This window comes from Streptomyces sp. NRRL S-378, from assembly GCF_000720645.1.
Taxonomy (GTDB): domain Bacteria; phylum Actinomycetota; class Actinomycetes; order Streptomycetales; family Streptomycetaceae; genus Streptomyces.
On the sequence record NZ_JOBX01000008.1, the window covers coordinates 62,629 to 78,972 of the forward strand.

Genomic DNA, 16,344 nt, shown 5'->3' on the forward strand with positions numbered 1-16,344 from the left:
GACCTGAAGTCACTCATCGAAGATCGGGAACATCTCGGCATAAGGGTTCGGCTCCCCGGTCAAGGGGTCCAGCCCGGCGACGAGTCGGCGGCGTTGCTCGCGCCAGCTGACGAACACTCCAGGGCGTCCCCAGAGTGATGCGTCGCCGAGCGGGCATTCGTCGAACTCCGCAAGCATCATGCGCGTGAGGAACTTGACCATGCCGCAGTCGAAGATCGCCCACCGGGACTCTCCATAGGAAACCTGGCGACGCCATGCCACGACAGGCCATTTGTTCGGGTCTGCGTCGGTCATCAACCAAGCCATCTCGTTGGCGTTGCAGCCGGTCCCCCACGGCAGTACAGCCTCCGGGCCAGCAGAAACGCCCGGCACACCGCCCTCCTCCTCCCACACCCAGCGGAGCCCCTCGCTCACGCTTCCGATGTGGCAGTCGCTCAAATGGGGGACGTCGATGGACAGTGGCGGGAGGATGACCAACTCCGCGATGTCGCCCACACCATATGTGTCCATGAACGACATGTAGTCGCTCGGCAACCTCGTGCCCAATGCGGCTTCCGCGGCACGCCAGTCGATACGCTCCTCGCCCCGATTTTCTGCGGGAACAATCCGCAGCAAATCCTCTACATCGGGATGAACAGACATGATTCAGACTCCTTGAGTACGGCGGGCCGCTCACCTTAACCCGAGGCTCCGACAGCACTGCCTGGCGACGATCCAGACCGACCGAGGCGACGACCAGCATCCGTGCGCGGACACAGATCAGCGGCAACCGAACCTGAGACGCTCAGCGGCTAACCCGTCAGAGCGACAACGAGATGTGAGACCAGCGAGACCATCCGGTCCCACTCGCCGTTGCATCAGCCCAGTTCAGGGGCTATGCCACCGGCAAAGAGCGAATGAGACGGGACATCAATCAGACGCTAAGGCGGTGGCCGGGACCCCCGAAGGCCGTGGCTACAGACGGGCCAGGTGCTCACGTACGGGGTCGGCGATCTCGGCGTAGAAGTCGATGCGGTCCTGAGCCTGGAGGATCTGGGCGGCCACGGTCAGCAGTCCGGTGCGGGCCTCGGGACGGTCCAGGACGGGGGCGAGCTCAGTCCGGATGCGGGCGGCCGTGGCGGGGGTCAGTAGCGCGTACAGGTACAGGGTGGCGGCGTCGTAGCCGTACGGGGCGCGGCCCCAGCCTTCCCAGTCCAGGATGTGCGGGCCGCGGGTGACGTTGCCGTAGTGGAGGTCGCCGTGGGTGGTGGACCAGGTGACGTCCTCGACCTGGTGGCCGGTGAACTGGGGGATGACACGGCGCAGGTACTCCTCGCGTACGGCCTCGCGGTCCGCCGGCGGTGGCACGTCGGCGAGGGCATCCAGGGCGGCGGTCATCTCCTTCCACCACGTCTCGGGCAGGCCCGGGTCCTCGTCGAGGACGGGGCGCGGGGAGACCATCGGGTCGGGGGCGAGGGCGTAGAGCTCGGCCCGGTAGGCGTAGCCGTCGGTGGTCCAGTCCCGGATGCGGGATGCGGAACAGGTCGGGGCGCGGCACCGCGGCGGGGAGGGTGCGGGAGGTGGACGGGCCGTTCCACAGCGTGCCGCCCTCGGTGCCGGCCTCGGCGCAGACCAGGCGCAGCCAGTGCGGACCGGCGGCTCCGGAGAGGGTCCGGGCCCGGTACCCCCACACCCGGCGGCCGGTGGCACGCTGGCCGAACTGGTCGGCGGCGTGCTGCTGGGCGGCCAGCATCCGGTCGACGGTGGCGGGGGCGGGGGCCTCGAACATGGGCGGGTCCTACCTCGGCTGGGAGACAGCTGCCGCGTCCTTGGATACCAGCTCGGTGGCCAGGGCTGCGACCTGTTCCACGGTGAGACCGGAGCGCTCGGCCAAGTCCCCGAAGGGCAGGCGAGCGCCGGAGACCAGAGCCTCCAGCACGGGGCGCACGGAGGGGTGGAGCTCCCATTCGTGTCCGGCAGCGCGCAGCACGACAGCCTCGTCGGATCCCTCCAGCGCGGCCCGGGCGGTGGTGAGGGCCAGGACCAGCCCCGGATCAGAGGGGACGTCGCCGATGTACGGGAGGGACAGGGCCGGGCGGCCGGGATCGCGGGCGTCCAGGGAGGCGGCGAACTCCGAGACGACGTGGGAGTGGAGCGCCTCGGACACCTCCTTGCACAGTTGCTCGGCGTACGCGTTGCGCTCGGCGGAGCCGGCCACCGTGGGCACGTTCGCGCGCAGGGTGGGGGAGTGGAGGAGCTGCCCGGCCAGCCACACCAGGAGGTGGTGGCCGGTCGCCGGGGTCAGCCCGCACGTCAGGTGCAGGGAGCGGCCCTCGGTGGCGGCCACCGCGTGCCACCAGCCTCGCGGCACGTACAGCATGTCCCCGGCCTGAAGCACCACCTCGGCCAGCGGCGGCCCCTCGGGCTTCTCGGGCGCTTCGACGTCCAGGCGAAGCGGGTCCGTGCGAGTGGCCCCGTACAGGTTCCACCGCTTCGCGCCTTCGAGCTGGAAGACCACCGTGTCGTGGTCGTCCCAGTGGATCCCGAAAGCCTCGGTCGGGTGCCAGGAGGCGTACAGGTTGGCCTGGACGTCGGTGCGGAAGTGCCGCTCCAGCGCCTCGGCGAGGTCCTGAACGCCAGGGTGCAGCTTGTCGACCGCGTCCAGGACGAGGGAGGCGCCGGCGCTGATCTGCCGGTGGAGGCCGGAGGGTTCGACCCTCTGGCGGATCTCGGTCCGCTTGGTGATCGAGGTGTGCAGGTCCTCGTACGGCGGGACCTGCTCCCCGTCGTTGAAGAGGCGCAGGCGTGGGGCGTCGAGGCGGTGGCGGGCGACCAGGTCGTTGAGGTCGTCCCACGTGAACAGGCTGCGCAGCTCTGCGGCGGCCTGTGACCAGTGCTGGTAAGAGCGGCCGAAAGCCCCGGCGAGGAAGTCCCCGCCGAGGCTCCGGACCGCCGCGTTGATCGCGGTGGTCATGGTCGGAGATCAGTCGTTGCCGTCGCCCTTGCCGGTGCCCCCGCCGTCGGGGGTCCGGGTCGCGGCTCCCTTGATGGAGCGGCTGGCCAGGATCAGACCGTTCATGACGTACTCCTTCCCTTCCCGGATGGAGCGTGGACGGCGCCCGCCGCCCCCAGGCGAGGCGGGCGCCCCGTGCGGGACCGGGCCGGAGGGGGAGCCTCTGGAGGCGTTGTCCCGGCTGGTTCCGTTCGACCATTGAACGGGCGGGGAACAACTCGGGGGAGGGCCGGATCAGGGTGCCGATTCCCTCTGCGGGGTGCCGTGTTGGGGGGCCAGGATGGTCTTCCGACACCCAGACGCGGGGAGGACCGGCATGGTGAGCCCGGACGGAATCGGCGAACTGCTCCGCACCATCAGGGAGCGGGCGGACCGGACCCGAGAGCAGCAGGCGAGGCTCATGACGGCCGCCGGCCTCTTGTGCACGGTCGAGAACCTCAAGAGGTGGGAGACCGAACGCCGCTTACCAACACCGGTCTGGCGCTCGGCGATCCGTGCCGTCTACGGCCTGAGCGATGAGCAGCTGGACCAGGCTCTGGAGACCACCCGCAGGCACCGCAGGCAGCAGAGGATGGAGGACGACGACGTGAAGCGACGCAAGCTGTTCACCCTGGCGGCGGCCACGGCGGGGTTCGCCGTGCTGCCTGGCATCGCGCAGGCCCGGGAGGGCATCGACACCGGCCTCGCCGGGGACGGCGCCGGGGATCTTGCCTACCTGGAGGGAGCCTTCGAGCGGCACCGCGGCGGCTACAACGGGCGGGCGCCCGACGTAGTCCTCGCCGAGATGCGCGAGGACCTGGCGCTGCTCGCCGCCGTCTTCGCCGGCCGCACCCTGCGAAGGACCGAGCCGACCTGGCGCGCACGGCCGCCGGGATCTCCGGCCTGGTGGCGATCGTCCAGCACGACCGGGGCGACCAGGCCGACGCGCACCGGTGGTTCGCCACCGCAGCGAAGGCGGCGCAGGAGTCCGGGGACCGGCGGATGACGGCCTGGGTCCTGGGACGGCGCGCCATGGTCGGCCTGAACTACGGAGCACCTGGGCAGGCCGCCCGCATTTGCTGCCCAGGCACGCCGGGAAGCCGGGGCCCGCCCGTCCGGCGCGGCCGCGCTCGCGGCCGTTGTCAACGCCCGCGCGCTGGCCGCCGTCGGCGACATCCCCGGCTCTCGCAGCAACGGTCGACGACGTCCGAACTCTGGCCGAGCAGCTGGACGGGCCCGAGGTCGCCGACACCTGGTTCGGGTACCCCGCCCAAAAGCACGCGGTGCACCTGTCGCAGGCGTACACGCTCCTGGGGGACACCCGCGCCGCCTACCGGGCGCAGGACGAAGCGCTGGCCCTGACGACCTCGCCCTCGGTGATGACCCGGGCCCTGATCGCCATGGACACCGCCGCGTGCCTGCGGGTCGACGGGGATCCGGGCGCGGCCGCCGAGATGGCCGCTGCCGTCTACGACCGGCTGCCCGCCGCGTACCGCAGCGGCCTGGTGCATTCCCGCGCCCAGCTGCTCCATCGGCGTTTGGACGGTACTCCGCGCCGGCTGCTCGGCGACGCGCTGAGGTGAGGAGGCGGGGTAGCTGCTCGCTGAGACCTTCGTCGAGGAACGACGCTCCGGCCGGGGAGAAGGGGGCGAGGAAGCTCGCGAAGATCGCCGAAGCCCCAGGAGGAGGCGTGGGAGCTGACCTACCTTTGTGATGAGCTGGAAGCGGAGGTCCAGAACCAGGCCTGACCGCGCCGGGCGTGGGGCGGCTGCTGCCAAGCGCACCAGGCGGTTGCACAGTCCGCCGCCCGGGCGCTCGACCGGCAGGAGCCGGGCCGCTCCGCCGCCACCCAGCCCGGGGGCACCGCATTGCTTCCGAAGGAAGATTTCAGAAACCGCATGTAGCTGTGCGTGCTTCTGACAACATCCAGTCATGCACACCCCGGGGAAGGGGTCCGCGGCGTAGTGCTGGGACGAGCTGTGGTCCGTGACCTCGACCGCCGGACCGCCGGGCTGGTGGGAGCAGGGTGACGGACCGTGCCGTACAAGCGGCGAAGTCGAGGACGGGTACGAGGCCGGCGAGGCATCCGTCGAGACGTCGTACGAGGAGAAGAGGGAAGCCCGTTGGCCGTGGGGATCACCGAGGAGCAGTTGCTCGCGTCGCGGCAGATGCTGGGCGGGCATTCGGCGACTCTGGTCCACGTGTTGGAGGAAGCGCTCGGCCGGATCCGGGCAGGACGGGCTGCTCCGGAGCTTCTGGCTTCTCAGCTGGAGGAGTGGCGGCAGTTGCGGTCCCGGATCGGCGGCGAGCTCGCCGCCGATGGACGGGAGTGGGGCGGGGAAGCGGGATTCGCGGAACTCGACGAGATCGTGCAGGCACTGCGGGACGCGGCGGAGCGCGCCGAGGAATTGCGCAGGCTGGGTGACGATCGCGAGGGGCTTCGTGTCCTGCTGGAGAGGATCGCCCCCGACGCGCCGCACCGCATACCGCTCCAGCAGTCGCTGGCCGTGTTGGAGGCGCGCATCGGTGAACTCGCGGCGGCATCGGCCGCCGCCGTGGTTTCGTCGGAGGATGCCGCGCCCGACCCTGCTGAGCTGGCTGTCGATGGCAACGAGGGATCCGAGGCGGTGGAGGAACCCGAGCCAAACCTCGCGGCGGCGGGCAACCACACCCCTGACGTCGGCCCGGGGCCGACCGCCGTGGAGGTGCCCCCGGTCGTCGTCCTGATCGGCCCCTCGAAAGTGGACCTGCAGCCGGAGACCGAAGCGGACCCGAATCCGGAGCCTGCTGCGGCACGGCCCCTGGAGGAAGAGCCGGCTGCCGCTTCCATACCCGCGTCGCGGGCGACGGCGACGTCTTCTGCTCTCGGGCAGGAGCCGGACACCGATCCGGCGCTCGAAGCGCGGGCCCTTCCCGAGCTGGGCCGGCCGACCGGTACCGGGCCGCATGCGACCGAGGTGTGGGAGCGGCCGACGCTACAGAGTGAGACCGAAGCCTCCAGCACCCCGGCGGACACCGCGGACCCGGACCTTGGCCCTGTTCCGCAGCCTAGGCCGTACTTCCTGCCCTGGAAGCCGTTGGCGGCGCCTGACAGTGGAGAGGCTGCCGTAGCCCGGCTGATCGGCCAGGGCCGGTTCCAGGAGGCCTACTGGATGACGGTCGGCTCGGCGGAGCCCCCGCACCGTGCCCACTGCCTCGCCTTCGCCGAGGCCGCCTTCTCCTGCGGTGACGAGGGAGAGGCCGTGGCCGTCATGACCGGCTTCGACCCGGAGATCGAACTGCTTCAGTCCGACCGGCCGGCCCTGGTGCTCGCCGCCGTGGCGTCGCTGCGGGCCGGTCTGCTGGCTGGGTGGCCCAACGACCTCCTGATCCAGACGGATCTCTCTTCCACTGTGCCGGAGAACTGGGGCAAGCTGCTCGAACGCGCTGTTGACGCTCTGCGCCGCTATCACCGGGTCGACCTCAGTGCGACCCGCCTGACCACCGAAAACATGCTCACCGCGGACCAGCTCTCAGCCGAGGCGGTCGAGCTGCGGGACGCGTTGCGGCGTCAGCGCATCGGTTACACCCGTGCGACCCAGGTCAGAACCCGTCTGATCGACTCGGACCAACCCCTCGGCAAGGCTCTGGACGGAATCAGCGCCTGGGCGGCTGGCGCGGCCGAGGCTGCCGACCTCGACGAGATCTGGGACCTCTTCCGTAAGCGGGGCTCCGCGGAACGCATGATCGAGGAGGCCGACGCCGAGATCCGCACGCCGAAGCAGGCGAAGGAACCCATCGAAGCCGCTGCCAAGCGGGCCCTGCTGCGCAGCATCGAGCAGGTCTCCGACCTGTTGTCCCACGCGCGGGCGCTGGCCGCCCCGGCCGTCGACGAACGGGCGGCGGACGCCACCACCGGGCTCCGCCATGTCCTGGACCAGGTACGGCACGAAACGCCTCCACCGGGTGTTGAAGGGGCTGCTCTGCTGCGGCTTCGCACGTGGCTGCTGGAGGGCGACCGGTCGTCCGGGGCCGCCGTCCCGGCCCGTGACCCGGAGGCTGTGCGCGCAGGTGAGCCGCCCCGGGCGGAGGCCTTGCTCGCCGCGCCGGAGCTCCCCCGTTCTGCCGAAGGAGCGCCGTGGCCGGGCGAGGAGGGCTTCGGGGAAGCGGTGGTCGGGCTTTTGGAGGCAGTCGATGCACGTGCGGTGCTGCGCAGGTACCTTGAGCGGGGAGACCTGCACCTGGCCGACGCCCTGGTCGCGGCGCTGGAACAGGACCTCGTCCCCGCCCTCCCGGCAGGTCTGGACGCGGTGCCGAGCGACTGGCGGCAGATGCGCGACCCTGAGTGGGCACGCTGGGGTGCCGTTCACCGCAGTGCCCACGCGACCGCGAGTACTCTCCTCGCCGAGCTGAGGACCCAGCAGCTCGACATGCAGACGGAGCGGGAGCTCGTCGGCCGCCTTGAGGAGTTGCGTCGGCCGGTGCCGGAGGGCGCATTCGGCCGGGCCTGCTCCAGCCTCGCCGTCCTGGAGGGCGAGATGCGGGAGAAGGTGCAGGAATACGTGGAGGACCTACGCGAAACGCTGGCCGCGCTGAGCCCCTCGCCCGAGGAGTTGCACCGTCTGACTTCGCTGCTCGACGCGGGGGATACGGTCACCGCCGAGGAGTGTCTGGCGCTGCTGCGTGAGGGCAAGCCTCTCCCCGACTGGAGCACCGTGGATTCGGGGGCGGAGCTGGAGCGCTTCACCGCCGGCATCGAACTTCCGGTGACGCGCAAGGCTGGCACCCAGGGCATTTCGGCCCGGCCGTGGGCCGAGTCTTACCTGGATGGGGAGCCTCTGACGGAGGGCGCTCGCAGCGGGCTGGACTCCTGGGAGGCCTTGTGCCGGCCTGGCACCAGGGGCTCGGAGTGGCAGCGGCACATCCCGTCGGTCCTGCGCGTGCTGGGCCTGGAGTGCCTGCAAACGCCCGTTCGGGACCAGCAGCGAGAGGTGCGCGGCGTGCTGCGGCTCACCGCCCGGGCGCGGGCGAGTGAGACGGCTCCCGGCTATGTGGCGGCCCTGGGGTCGGCCGCGTCTTCGTACACGATCATTGTGGTCTCCGATGAACAGCGCGGCCGCAGTCCGCTGGAGCTGCTGGACGGCAGCGACTCCGGAGCCTGCCTGATCCTTTATCTGTATCCGCTGGGCCTCAACGGGCGCCGGGAGATGGCGGCCCGCGCACGCATTAGCCCCAAGCAGGCCTTGGTGGTGGACCCGGCTGTGTTCGGCTGGGTGGCCGCGCGGTCCCCGCGCTCCTTCCGGGCCACCCAACGGGTCACCCTGCCCTGGACGGCGTACAACCCGTACACGCCCTTCGTGGCCGGGCTCGTGCCGCCGGAGGTCTTCTACGGTCGGCAGGAGGAGATCGCCGCGGTCACCGACCCGCTCGGCGCGCTGTTCTTGTACGGCGGTCGTCAGTTGGGCAAGTCCGCCCTCCTGCGCAAGGTGCAGGCGTCCTTTCCGGGCACCCTCGGCCACAAGGCCATCTATGTCGACCTCAAGGCGCGTGGGGTGGGTGAGGCTGAGCCGGCCGAGCACATCTGGGCGGTGCTGGAGGACGAGCTGAAGCGTGTGGGCGTCCTGGGCGAGTCGGTGGACTGCGCCCACACCCCGGACGTGCTGCTCGCCGCAGTGGAGAAGTGGCTGGAGGAGAGCCCTGACAGGCGAGTGCTAGTGCTCGCCGACGAGGCTGATGCATTCTTGACCGCCGACTCCAAGGCCGTGCGCGGGCGGGGTGGGGAGGCCACGTTCTCCAATGTGCTCCGGCTCAAGGGCCTCATGGACCGCACCGACCGCCGCTTCAAGATCGTCTTCGCAGGCCTGCACCAGGTCCAGCGCTTCAGCCACCTATCCAACGTACCCCTGACGCACGGTGGCCCGGACGTCCTGATCAGCACACTGAAGCCGGCTGAGGCTCAGCGCCTGGTCGTCGAACCGATGGCAGCCTTCGGGTACCGCTTCGAACGACCCGAGCTGGTCTGGCGGGTGCTCGCCGCGACCAACTACCAGGCCTGTCTCGTGCAGATCTTCTGCGAGCAGCTCGTCGCCGCCCTGCGGGCAAAGTCGCTCACCTCAGCGCAGTGGCCAATCACGGTGACCGACGACGACGTGCGGTCCGTGACCGGATCCGCACAGGTCCACCGCCACATCGCCGAGCGGCTGCGGATCACCATCAACCTCGAGGACCGCTACCGGGTCCTCGCTCTGGTGATCGCGCTGCGCAGCCAGGAAGACCGCTACCGGCACGGCTACGACGCCGACGAGCTTCTGAGGGCGGCGAAGGAACGCTGGCGGGAGGGGTTCAGCTCGCTCACCGCAAGCGACGTGAGGATCTACCTGGACGAGATGGTCGGCCTAGGCCTGCTCATCCAGCTCGCCGACGCGCGGCTGTACGCTGTCCGCAGCCCGAACGTCGTCAGCATGCTGGGAACCCGGGAAGACCTCGAGCTCGAGCTGCGCCAGACCGAATTCGACCTTCCCTACGACTATAATCCGCGCTTCTCGAGGCGCTTCGTCGCCCCGGACCGCGAGGGCATTGCCCGCTACAGTCCGCTCACGGAGCACCAGCTGCACCTGGTGACGGCGCCCGGGGTGGCCGCGGTGTGCCTGACCGCAGCCCACGGGCCAGCGCTCGTGACGCACGCTGTGAAGTCGTACTCCACCGCGCGCGGACTGGACTTCAGGGAGGCGGCCCCCGGCGCCGCGCCAAAGACGCTGACACGAGACGCGGACGGCCGCCCCTTTCTGATCCTGGCCGATCTCAGGGGCCGTGGGTCCGCGGAAGTCGCCGAGTGGGTCAAGGCGCTGCACGCGCAGACCTCCCTGCCGGAGGGGGCCCATCAGACGGCTGTCCTGCTGGTGGACCCGGGCGAGCTCAGGCAAAAGGACGAGCTGGTCACCTGTGTCGTGCGTCCCGAACGGTGGACCGCGGACAGTCTCCGCGCCTGGCCGGAGTGCCCGTTCGACACCCCGGACAAGCGGCGGCGGGTCATCGAACTCACCGGTGGCTGGCCCCACCTGCTGGAGCGGACCGTGCACCGCATCACCCGGGAGGGCTCCACTCTCGAATCGGCCCTGGAGGACGCCCGGGACTTCATCAGTCGGCGCGACTTCGCGCGTGTCCACCTGGAGCGGGTCGGGCTCGACACCCCTCTCATCGAGGTACTGACCGAGTGGAGCCGGTACGTGGAGCCGGGGGAGGGGTGCGCCTACGCCGACATCGCGTCGGTCACCGGACTGCAGCTCCAGGACGTCGGATCGCTCGTGGAGCGACTCATCGACCACGGCGTACTCGATGACGGAGCAGAGGGCTGCTCCCTGGACCGAATCACCTTCCGGGCGCTCCAGGTCCTGTCGGAACCGTCGTGACCTCGGTGTCATGGGCCCTGTCGGAGAACTCGGTGACCACGTTGCCGGGGGTGCGGTTGTGGATGCGCCGGCTACTGGGCGACCTGCGGTCGGGCAGGAGCTGCCTCTGCCTGTTCCCGCAGGCCCAGCTGACCGGTGCACCCGTCACTGTCGAAGCCCTGCTGGACGAGCTGCTGCACGAACTGGCGGACTTCGTTCTCGTCCCCGCACCCAGCGACGACCCGGCACACGGCGGCTTCGTCCCGGCCGCCACGCCCCCCGTACCCCCGCGGCCGTGGGACGGCTTGGACCCGATCCTGGATTATGACGACGGCCTGTCCGCGTTCTCCTCCATGCGAAAAAGCCGTGCGGAGATACCACAGGCCCGCTCAGCCCCGGCACCCGCCGCACGGCGGGAGGAAACCGGCTTCCACCCGCTGGCCGACCGGATCGTCAAGGAAGTCGGGGACTGGGCCTCCGACGACCGGGGGCGCACCGGAATCGAGCGACTACTCGATCGCCTGACCAGCCCCGCCTGCAGCTTCGATGCGGGCCGGGTGATCGTGGTGCGCAGCTGGAAAGAGCCCGTCCCGACCGCCGGGACCGACCTGCTGCGACGGCTGTCAGCCACGGTCAAGAGCGCCGGACTGCCTCCGGGCCAGCGCCCGCGGCTGCTGGTGCTGGCCACACCCGGGGACTTGCCCGCAGAACTACCCGACCAGATCGCGCGCGAGGACGTCGGTGTGCACTGGTGGTGGGGCGCCCTCGGCCGACTCGACACCGCCACGGTGGTCGCCATGGCCCGGCCCCAGCCATCCGGCCCAGCCGCCCAGCACCAGCTCCTCGAAGCGGTGGCTCAGGCCACCGTGGTCGAAGTCTGCGGGCCCTTCCTTGACCTGGCAGCCCGGCTGGCGGTCGAGTGGGACGGCCTCCCGGACAACCTTTTTGTCCAGTTGCAGCGACTCACAGCCGGCGCCTCGGCCGACCGGCCCCCCCTGCCGATTCCACAGAAAAGGGAGCCACCCGCCGCTCTGCTGCATCCGAACGCCTCCCAGCGTCCCGAGTGGAACCGGGGCACGCTCGAACGGTGGGACGGACGGCTACGCCGACGCCCAAACGGCGGTGCCGGACAGCAACACAGCGTGCGCACCCGCATCTGGCTCGCCCAGAACCACGCGCTGTTGCCCCTTCTCGACGAGGCCCGCGAGCAGTTCACCGAGGTCATCGGCACCCGATCACGCATCTCCGCAACCCAGCTCACCGACCTCTACGGCCGACGGGCCGGGATGGAACTCGGCGCGATGTGGCATGCGTACGTGCAAGGCCACGTTCGGCTCACCCGACGAGAGGCCGACAGACTGCGCACCCTGTGGGCGTCCCGGAACAAACTCGCCCACCGAACCGCACTCGACAACACCGCCCTGTCGACGTTGATCCACGCGCTTTGCTCCTGAGACCGCAGCAGGCGAGTCCGGGGGACACGCCGAAACCGGGCGCCACGTGAGCGCTGGGGGGCGCGGGCACCTTCCGGGTCCGACACCGGCAAGGAGAGGTCGCAGTCCTGGAAGGCGCTCGGCGCTGAGGGCACAGGACGTTCGGTGGTTGGCATCCGGGGCAGGATGCCGAAGCCGCAACGGCCGCCGGCAAGATCAAGCGCCATCTGGAGGGAGCTCGGCCGTGCTTGGCGGACGGGGACGAGGACCTGGTGCTCGCCTTCGCTCGTGCCCACGCACGGGGACCTGCAGTACCTCAACGTCCTGATCGGCGACGACGGCGAACCGCTGTTGTTCGACTTCGAGCGCTCCGAGTACAACACCGCGACCCGGGACATGGTGCGGCTGAGCGACACCTGGACCGGCCGCCCGGACCTGCGCAACGCGTTCCTCGACGGCTACGGCAGAGCGCTCACCCCCGCCGAGGAGCTGTGCCTGGACTGCGATGCCGCCTTCGACGCCGTCTCCGGCATCGCCTACGGCACCAGCCACGACGACCCCGAGGTCACCGAACGCGGCAACCGCACCCTGCGCCGGCTCCGTCCCATCCCCCGCCCATAGATGCGCGGGTCTACCGGCCCCTTCGAGGAAGGAAACGTCGTGCCCGAGCCCCGCCTCGCGAACCCGGGCGACGCTGCGGAGATCGCCCGCCTGCGCTACCACGTGCGCCGACCAGCTCGCCTTACGCCTCCAGGACGGCGGCGACGCCCACGCGTGCGTCGTCGACTCCCCCACCAGCGGGCTCGCCACATGGGCCCTGGGCCTGGTCCACGCCGTCCAGCCGGACCCGAAGTACTCCAATACGGATCCACGCCGTCGCCACCCACCCCGCCCACCGGCGCCACGGCTACGCCAAGGCCGCGCTACTCGACCACCTGGAACGCGACGGCGTCACCCTCTACGAGCTGTACGCCAGCGAAGGTTTCGCCACGCTGTACGAACAGCTCGGCTTCGCCGCCGACCTGGCAATGGTCAGTCACGGTCCGGGGGTGTGGTGGTCTGTTCGTCGGTGAGGCGGGCCCTCCAGTCACTGACGTATGCGTCGGGCAGGGAGGCCAGGCGGGCGATCTCCGCGTCCCCGCGTCCGTCGGACCAAGCCAGGATCCGCGTCACGGTGCGGTTACGTGCGGCGCGGAAGTCCTTGAGCATGGTTTCGAGGCGTTCGACTTCCTCGCCCTCGTGCACGAGTTGCCGGTCGACGGCGGAGCGTTCCGCACCGCGCAGCCGCCGGAGATGAGCGGTCAGGCCCGTCAGGGCCAGTCCGTGTTCGTGCGCGGCGTTCTGGAACGTTTCGGCCAGGGACACCAGCACGCAGTCGGGGACGTCGGCGAGGGTGGCTCCGAGGGGCTTGGCCGCTTTCCAGGTGTCCCGCCCGGCCTCCGTCGTCTCCAGCCAGACGCGGGCGTCTGTCGGGGTACGGTCGCCGCAGGCCCGTGCCCGGTAGGCGTACAGGGCGGCGCGGTGGCCGTAGAAGGTGAAGCCGTCCTCTATCTGCTGGTCGGCGTCGCGGCAGATCCGGCCCGGTACGCCGCCATAGCCGTTCGGGGGGCTGTAGTCGGCGTAGGTGTCGAGTTCCGCGTCCGTGGCCAGGTCCCAGGAGGGGTCGCACAGGCCGGGGTTGGCGGCCAGGAAGGCCCCGACCTCGACGCGCCAGGCCGGGACCGGTGTGGTACGCGGTCTGGGCCAGCGGAGTTCCCCGGAGGGGTCGAAGGCGGGGGTCGCGGCCTGTTCGATGTCGTCCCATGCGGTGGCTGCCTCGGCCGACCACTCGAGCTCGCCTTCGGGCCCGATCCGGTGGATCGTGCCCACGAGCCGCTGCACGGCGGGCAGGACGCGCACCGCGAGCGCGTGCAGTTCCTCGGCGTCGAAGAAGCGCCATGTACAGCCGCGTTGTTCGTCGTGGCTCAGGTGGCCGAGCAGTTGCACCATGATGCCGGGGTCGGGGATGGTCCCGTCGCCGAGTGCTCTGCGGGGGATGCCGGGGAGCCGGCTGCCAGGGGACTCCTGCGGGGCCCGCCAGTCGGTGTCGCCGAACCAGACGGCGCCGCTGCGGGCGTCCACCGCCAGCCACTGCTGGTAGCCGACTCCCGGGCCGTAACGCTGGTCCTGCTGCTCGGCGTTCTCGTCGTGCCATACGTACTCGGCCGGGGGCGGGTCCAGCTCTGCGGCCATGAAGCCGTCCTCGGGGCGGTAGCCGGTGAGGACGCGCGCCGTTCCCGGCGCGCTGTCGGCTGCGGTCATGAGGGGTTTCCTCTCGATGGAACGTCAACCGCGGCAAACCTAATGTGCCCGTCACACAATAGTTTAACTTTCAGCCACCGTGTCCGGTAGTCGGACACGGTGGGAAGTACGGCGTGCCGGTGAGGTCTACGCGCGTGCGACGGCGGTCAAGTTGGCCGCTTTTCACGTTCCCCCCCCACGATCAGCTCCCCCACGACCCGCTCCCCCCGATCAGCTCCCCACGATCCGTTCACCACCCGACCCCGGGACGCCGTGTGCCTTACGAGAGGGCGGCCAGCGCCTGGGCGGCGAGCATCTCCTCCAGGTCCAGGACGGCGCGCGGGGCGTGCCGGGTGTCGATGCGGACGGCGTAGATGAAGCGCGTCAGCTGCGGCTCGGCCAAGGGGCGGGCCACCACCTGGGTGTGGGTGCGGGGCAGGGCGAGTCGCGGCATGACGGCCACGCACAGGCCTGCGGCCACGAACCCCAGCACGGTGTTGAAGTCGTCACCCTCGTATTGCAGGCGGGCCTGGAAGCCGGGCGTGTCGGCGATCTGCGAGAGCAGTTCCAGGCGCAGCGCGGCCTCCGGAGCGGCGATCCACGTCTCGGAGGCGAGACTGGCCAGGTCGATGACCTCCCGGTCGGCCAGGTGGTGGCGCGCCGGGACGACGGCCACCACCGGGTCCCGTGCGACCAGCGTCCGGCGCAGCATGCGCGGCGGCGGGACGGGGATGAAGTCGTAGTCGTAGCTGAGCGCCAGGTCCATGTCCCCCCGCTTGAGCCGGTTGTAGCCGGCTTCGGGCTCCAACTGGCTGAGGCTGACCTGCACGTGGGGGTAGGCCGCGTGGAGGCGGGCCAGCGCCTGCGGAACGATGCCGGTGGCGGCCGAGGCGAAGGCGCCGAGCCGGATCCGGCCGGCCGTCCCGGCACGCATGGCGCCGAGTTCGACCGACGCCGCCGCCAGCGCGCTGCGGACGCCCTGCTCCGCGCCGAGGAGGACTTCGCCGGCCGGTGTGACGCGAACAGGTCGCCGCTCCAGCACCCTGAGGCCGGCGCGGCGTTCGAGTTCGGCGATCTGTTGGGAGACGGCGGGCGCGCTGTAGCCGAGTTCGCGTGCGGCGGCGCTGAAGGAGCTGTGCCGCACGACGGCTTCGAGGGTGGCGAGCAGGCGGGGGTCGAGTGCGTGCACGGAGTTAAGGCTCACTTATCTGTCGCGAAGATGTGTTTTCTTGTGATTGGAGATGAACGCCAGCAGGATTCTTGCTCGCGGCAAGAAAAACGCAAGCCTGCGCTCCTGGACCGCGAACACCCCTCCCCCGCCGTCATGGTGGCCGCCGCCCGTACCGCCTTGCCACCCGCCACCGCCTGCCGTGGCGGGGGCGGCCGGCTGCGGCCGTCGACGGTCACCCCTCATGCCCCGAAAGGAAGTGGTATGCCCCAGCCACCGCTCATCGGACTCACCACCTACCTCGCCCACGCGCAGTGGGGTGAGTGGGACCTGCCCGCCGCGGTGCTGCCCGCGGCCTACGCGGACTGCGTCCGGGCGTCCGGCGGCCGCGCCGTACTGCTGCCGCCGGACGCGCCGGAGGCCGCTGCCGACGTGGTCGAGCGTCTGGACGCGATCCTCCTGGCGGGAGGCGAGGACCTGGATCCCGCCCTGTACGGAGCCGTGGCCCATCCGCGTACCGGGCCGCCGGTGCGCGAGCGCGACGCATGGGAGCGGGCCGTACTGGCCGCCGGCCTCGCCCGTGACATACCCGTGCTCGGGGTGTGCCGGGGGATGCAGCTGATGAACGTACACGAGGGCGGCACCCTGATCCAGCACCTGCCCGACCGGGTGGGCCACGACGGCCACAACCCCTACCGGGGCCACTTCTGCTCCCACGCCGTGACCACCGTACCCGGGACACAGGTCGGCGCCCTGCTGCCGGGGACGCGCCACGTCGCCACGCACCATCATCAGGCGGTGGACCGCCTCGGCGTGGGACTGGTCGTCGCCGCCCGTGCTGCGGACGGCACCGTCGAGGCCATCGAGAGCACCCGGCACCGCTTCGCCGTGGGTGTCCAGTGGCACCCGGAGATGGGCGCCGACGCCCCGGTCGTGCGGGCCCTGGTGGCTGCGGCGGGTTCCGCCGGAGGTACCGCTGCTGCCCGTACTGCCGGACGGAACACCCGCACGGTGCGAAGCGTGCCGAGCGGGATTTTCCCGGCACAGGTGCCTTGACACCCCGGGGCGAACCCCCCAAGATCACAGCGTGAACCTGTCAGACAGCCAGACAGGTGGCCCCCTTCC

Annotated in this window: 11 protein-coding genes; 6 read left to right on the forward strand and 5 right to left on the reverse strand. The window is 70.7% G+C overall.

Features of this window, described 5'->3' with window-relative positions; all coding sequences use genetic code 11:
* Nucleotides 1-9: 9 nt before the first annotated feature.
* The 3 genes from IH80_RS0107725 to IH80_RS0107735 all read right to left on the reverse strand — a co-directional run bounded on the left by IH80_RS0107725 (nt 10) and on the right by IH80_RS0107735 (nt 2,953).
* On the reverse strand, nt 10-642 hold the full coding sequence (locus IH80_RS0107725) for a hypothetical protein (RefSeq protein WP_030958769.1): 633 nt from the start codon (nt 640-642) through the stop codon (nt 10-12).
* A 312-nt stretch (nt 643-954) separates the two neighbouring features.
* Nucleotides 955-1,440, reverse strand: a complete 486-nt coding sequence (locus IH80_RS45770; protein WP_051808928.1) for a phosphotransferase — start codon at nt 1,438-1,440, stop codon at nt 955-957.
* 337 nt (nt 1,441-1,777) lie between these two features.
* Complete coding sequence (locus IH80_RS0107735; protein WP_030958770.1) at nt 1,778-2,953, reverse strand: cupin domain-containing protein; 1,176 nt, start codon at nt 2,951-2,953, stop codon at nt 1,778-1,780.
* Between the two features lie 355 nt (nt 2,954-3,308).
* On the opposite strand from IH80_RS0107735, the gene IH80_RS45775 reads away from it, so the two are divergent.
* The 5 genes from IH80_RS45775 to IH80_RS0107760 all read left to right on the forward strand — a co-directional run bounded on the left by IH80_RS45775 (nt 3,309) and on the right by IH80_RS0107760 (nt 12,392).
* Nucleotides 3,309-3,977 (forward strand): hypothetical protein, encoded by a 669-nt coding sequence (locus IH80_RS45775; RefSeq protein ID WP_234432154.1) that lies wholly within the window; start codon nt 3,309-3,311, stop codon nt 3,975-3,977.
* Nucleotides 3,978-4,110: 133 nt separating this feature from the next.
* A complete protein-coding gene (locus tag IH80_RS45780; RefSeq protein ID WP_234432155.1) occupies nt 4,111-4,554 on the forward strand; it encodes a hypothetical protein in 444 nt (147 codons plus the stop codon).
* A gap of 546 nt (nt 4,555-5,100) precedes the next feature.
* A complete protein-coding gene (locus IH80_RS0107750; RefSeq protein ID WP_030958772.1) occupies nt 5,101-10,359 on the forward strand; it encodes a hypothetical protein in 5,259 nt (1,752 codons plus the stop codon).
* A complete protein-coding gene (locus IH80_RS0107755) occupies nt 10,356-11,792 on the forward strand; it encodes a hypothetical protein (RefSeq protein WP_030958774.1) in 1,437 nt (478 codons plus the stop codon). Before IH80_RS0107750 ends, IH80_RS0107755 begins: the two co-directional genes overlap by 4 nt.
* A gap of 165 nt (nt 11,793-11,957) precedes the next feature.
* Nucleotides 11,958-12,392: a phosphotransferase family protein gene (locus IH80_RS0107760; RefSeq protein ID WP_078906372.1), complete on the forward strand. Its 435-nt coding sequence runs from the start codon at nt 11,958-11,960 to the stop codon at nt 12,390-12,392.
* A 411-nt stretch (nt 12,393-12,803) separates the two neighbouring features.
* Here IH80_RS0107760 and IH80_RS0107770 read toward each other — a convergent pair whose 3' ends face one another.
* Nucleotides 12,804-14,072, reverse strand: a complete 1,269-nt coding sequence (locus IH80_RS0107770; RefSeq protein ID WP_030958777.1) for a hypothetical protein — start codon at nt 14,070-14,072, stop codon at nt 12,804-12,806.
* 259 nt (nt 14,073-14,331) lie between these two features.
* A complete protein-coding gene (locus IH80_RS0107775; protein WP_051700578.1) occupies nt 14,332-15,240 on the reverse strand; it encodes a LysR family transcriptional regulator in 909 nt (302 codons plus the stop codon).
* Nucleotides 15,241-15,483: 243 nt separating this feature from the next.
* Here IH80_RS0107775 and IH80_RS0107780 point away from each other — a divergent pair, with 243 nt between their 5' ends.
* The gene (locus IH80_RS0107780; RefSeq protein WP_030958779.1) at nt 15,484-16,275 is read left to right on the forward strand and encodes a gamma-glutamyl-gamma-aminobutyrate hydrolase family protein; all 792 of its coding nucleotides are present in this window, start codon (nt 15,484-15,486) and stop codon (nt 16,273-16,275) included.
* Nucleotides 16,276-16,344: the final 69 nt, after the last annotated feature.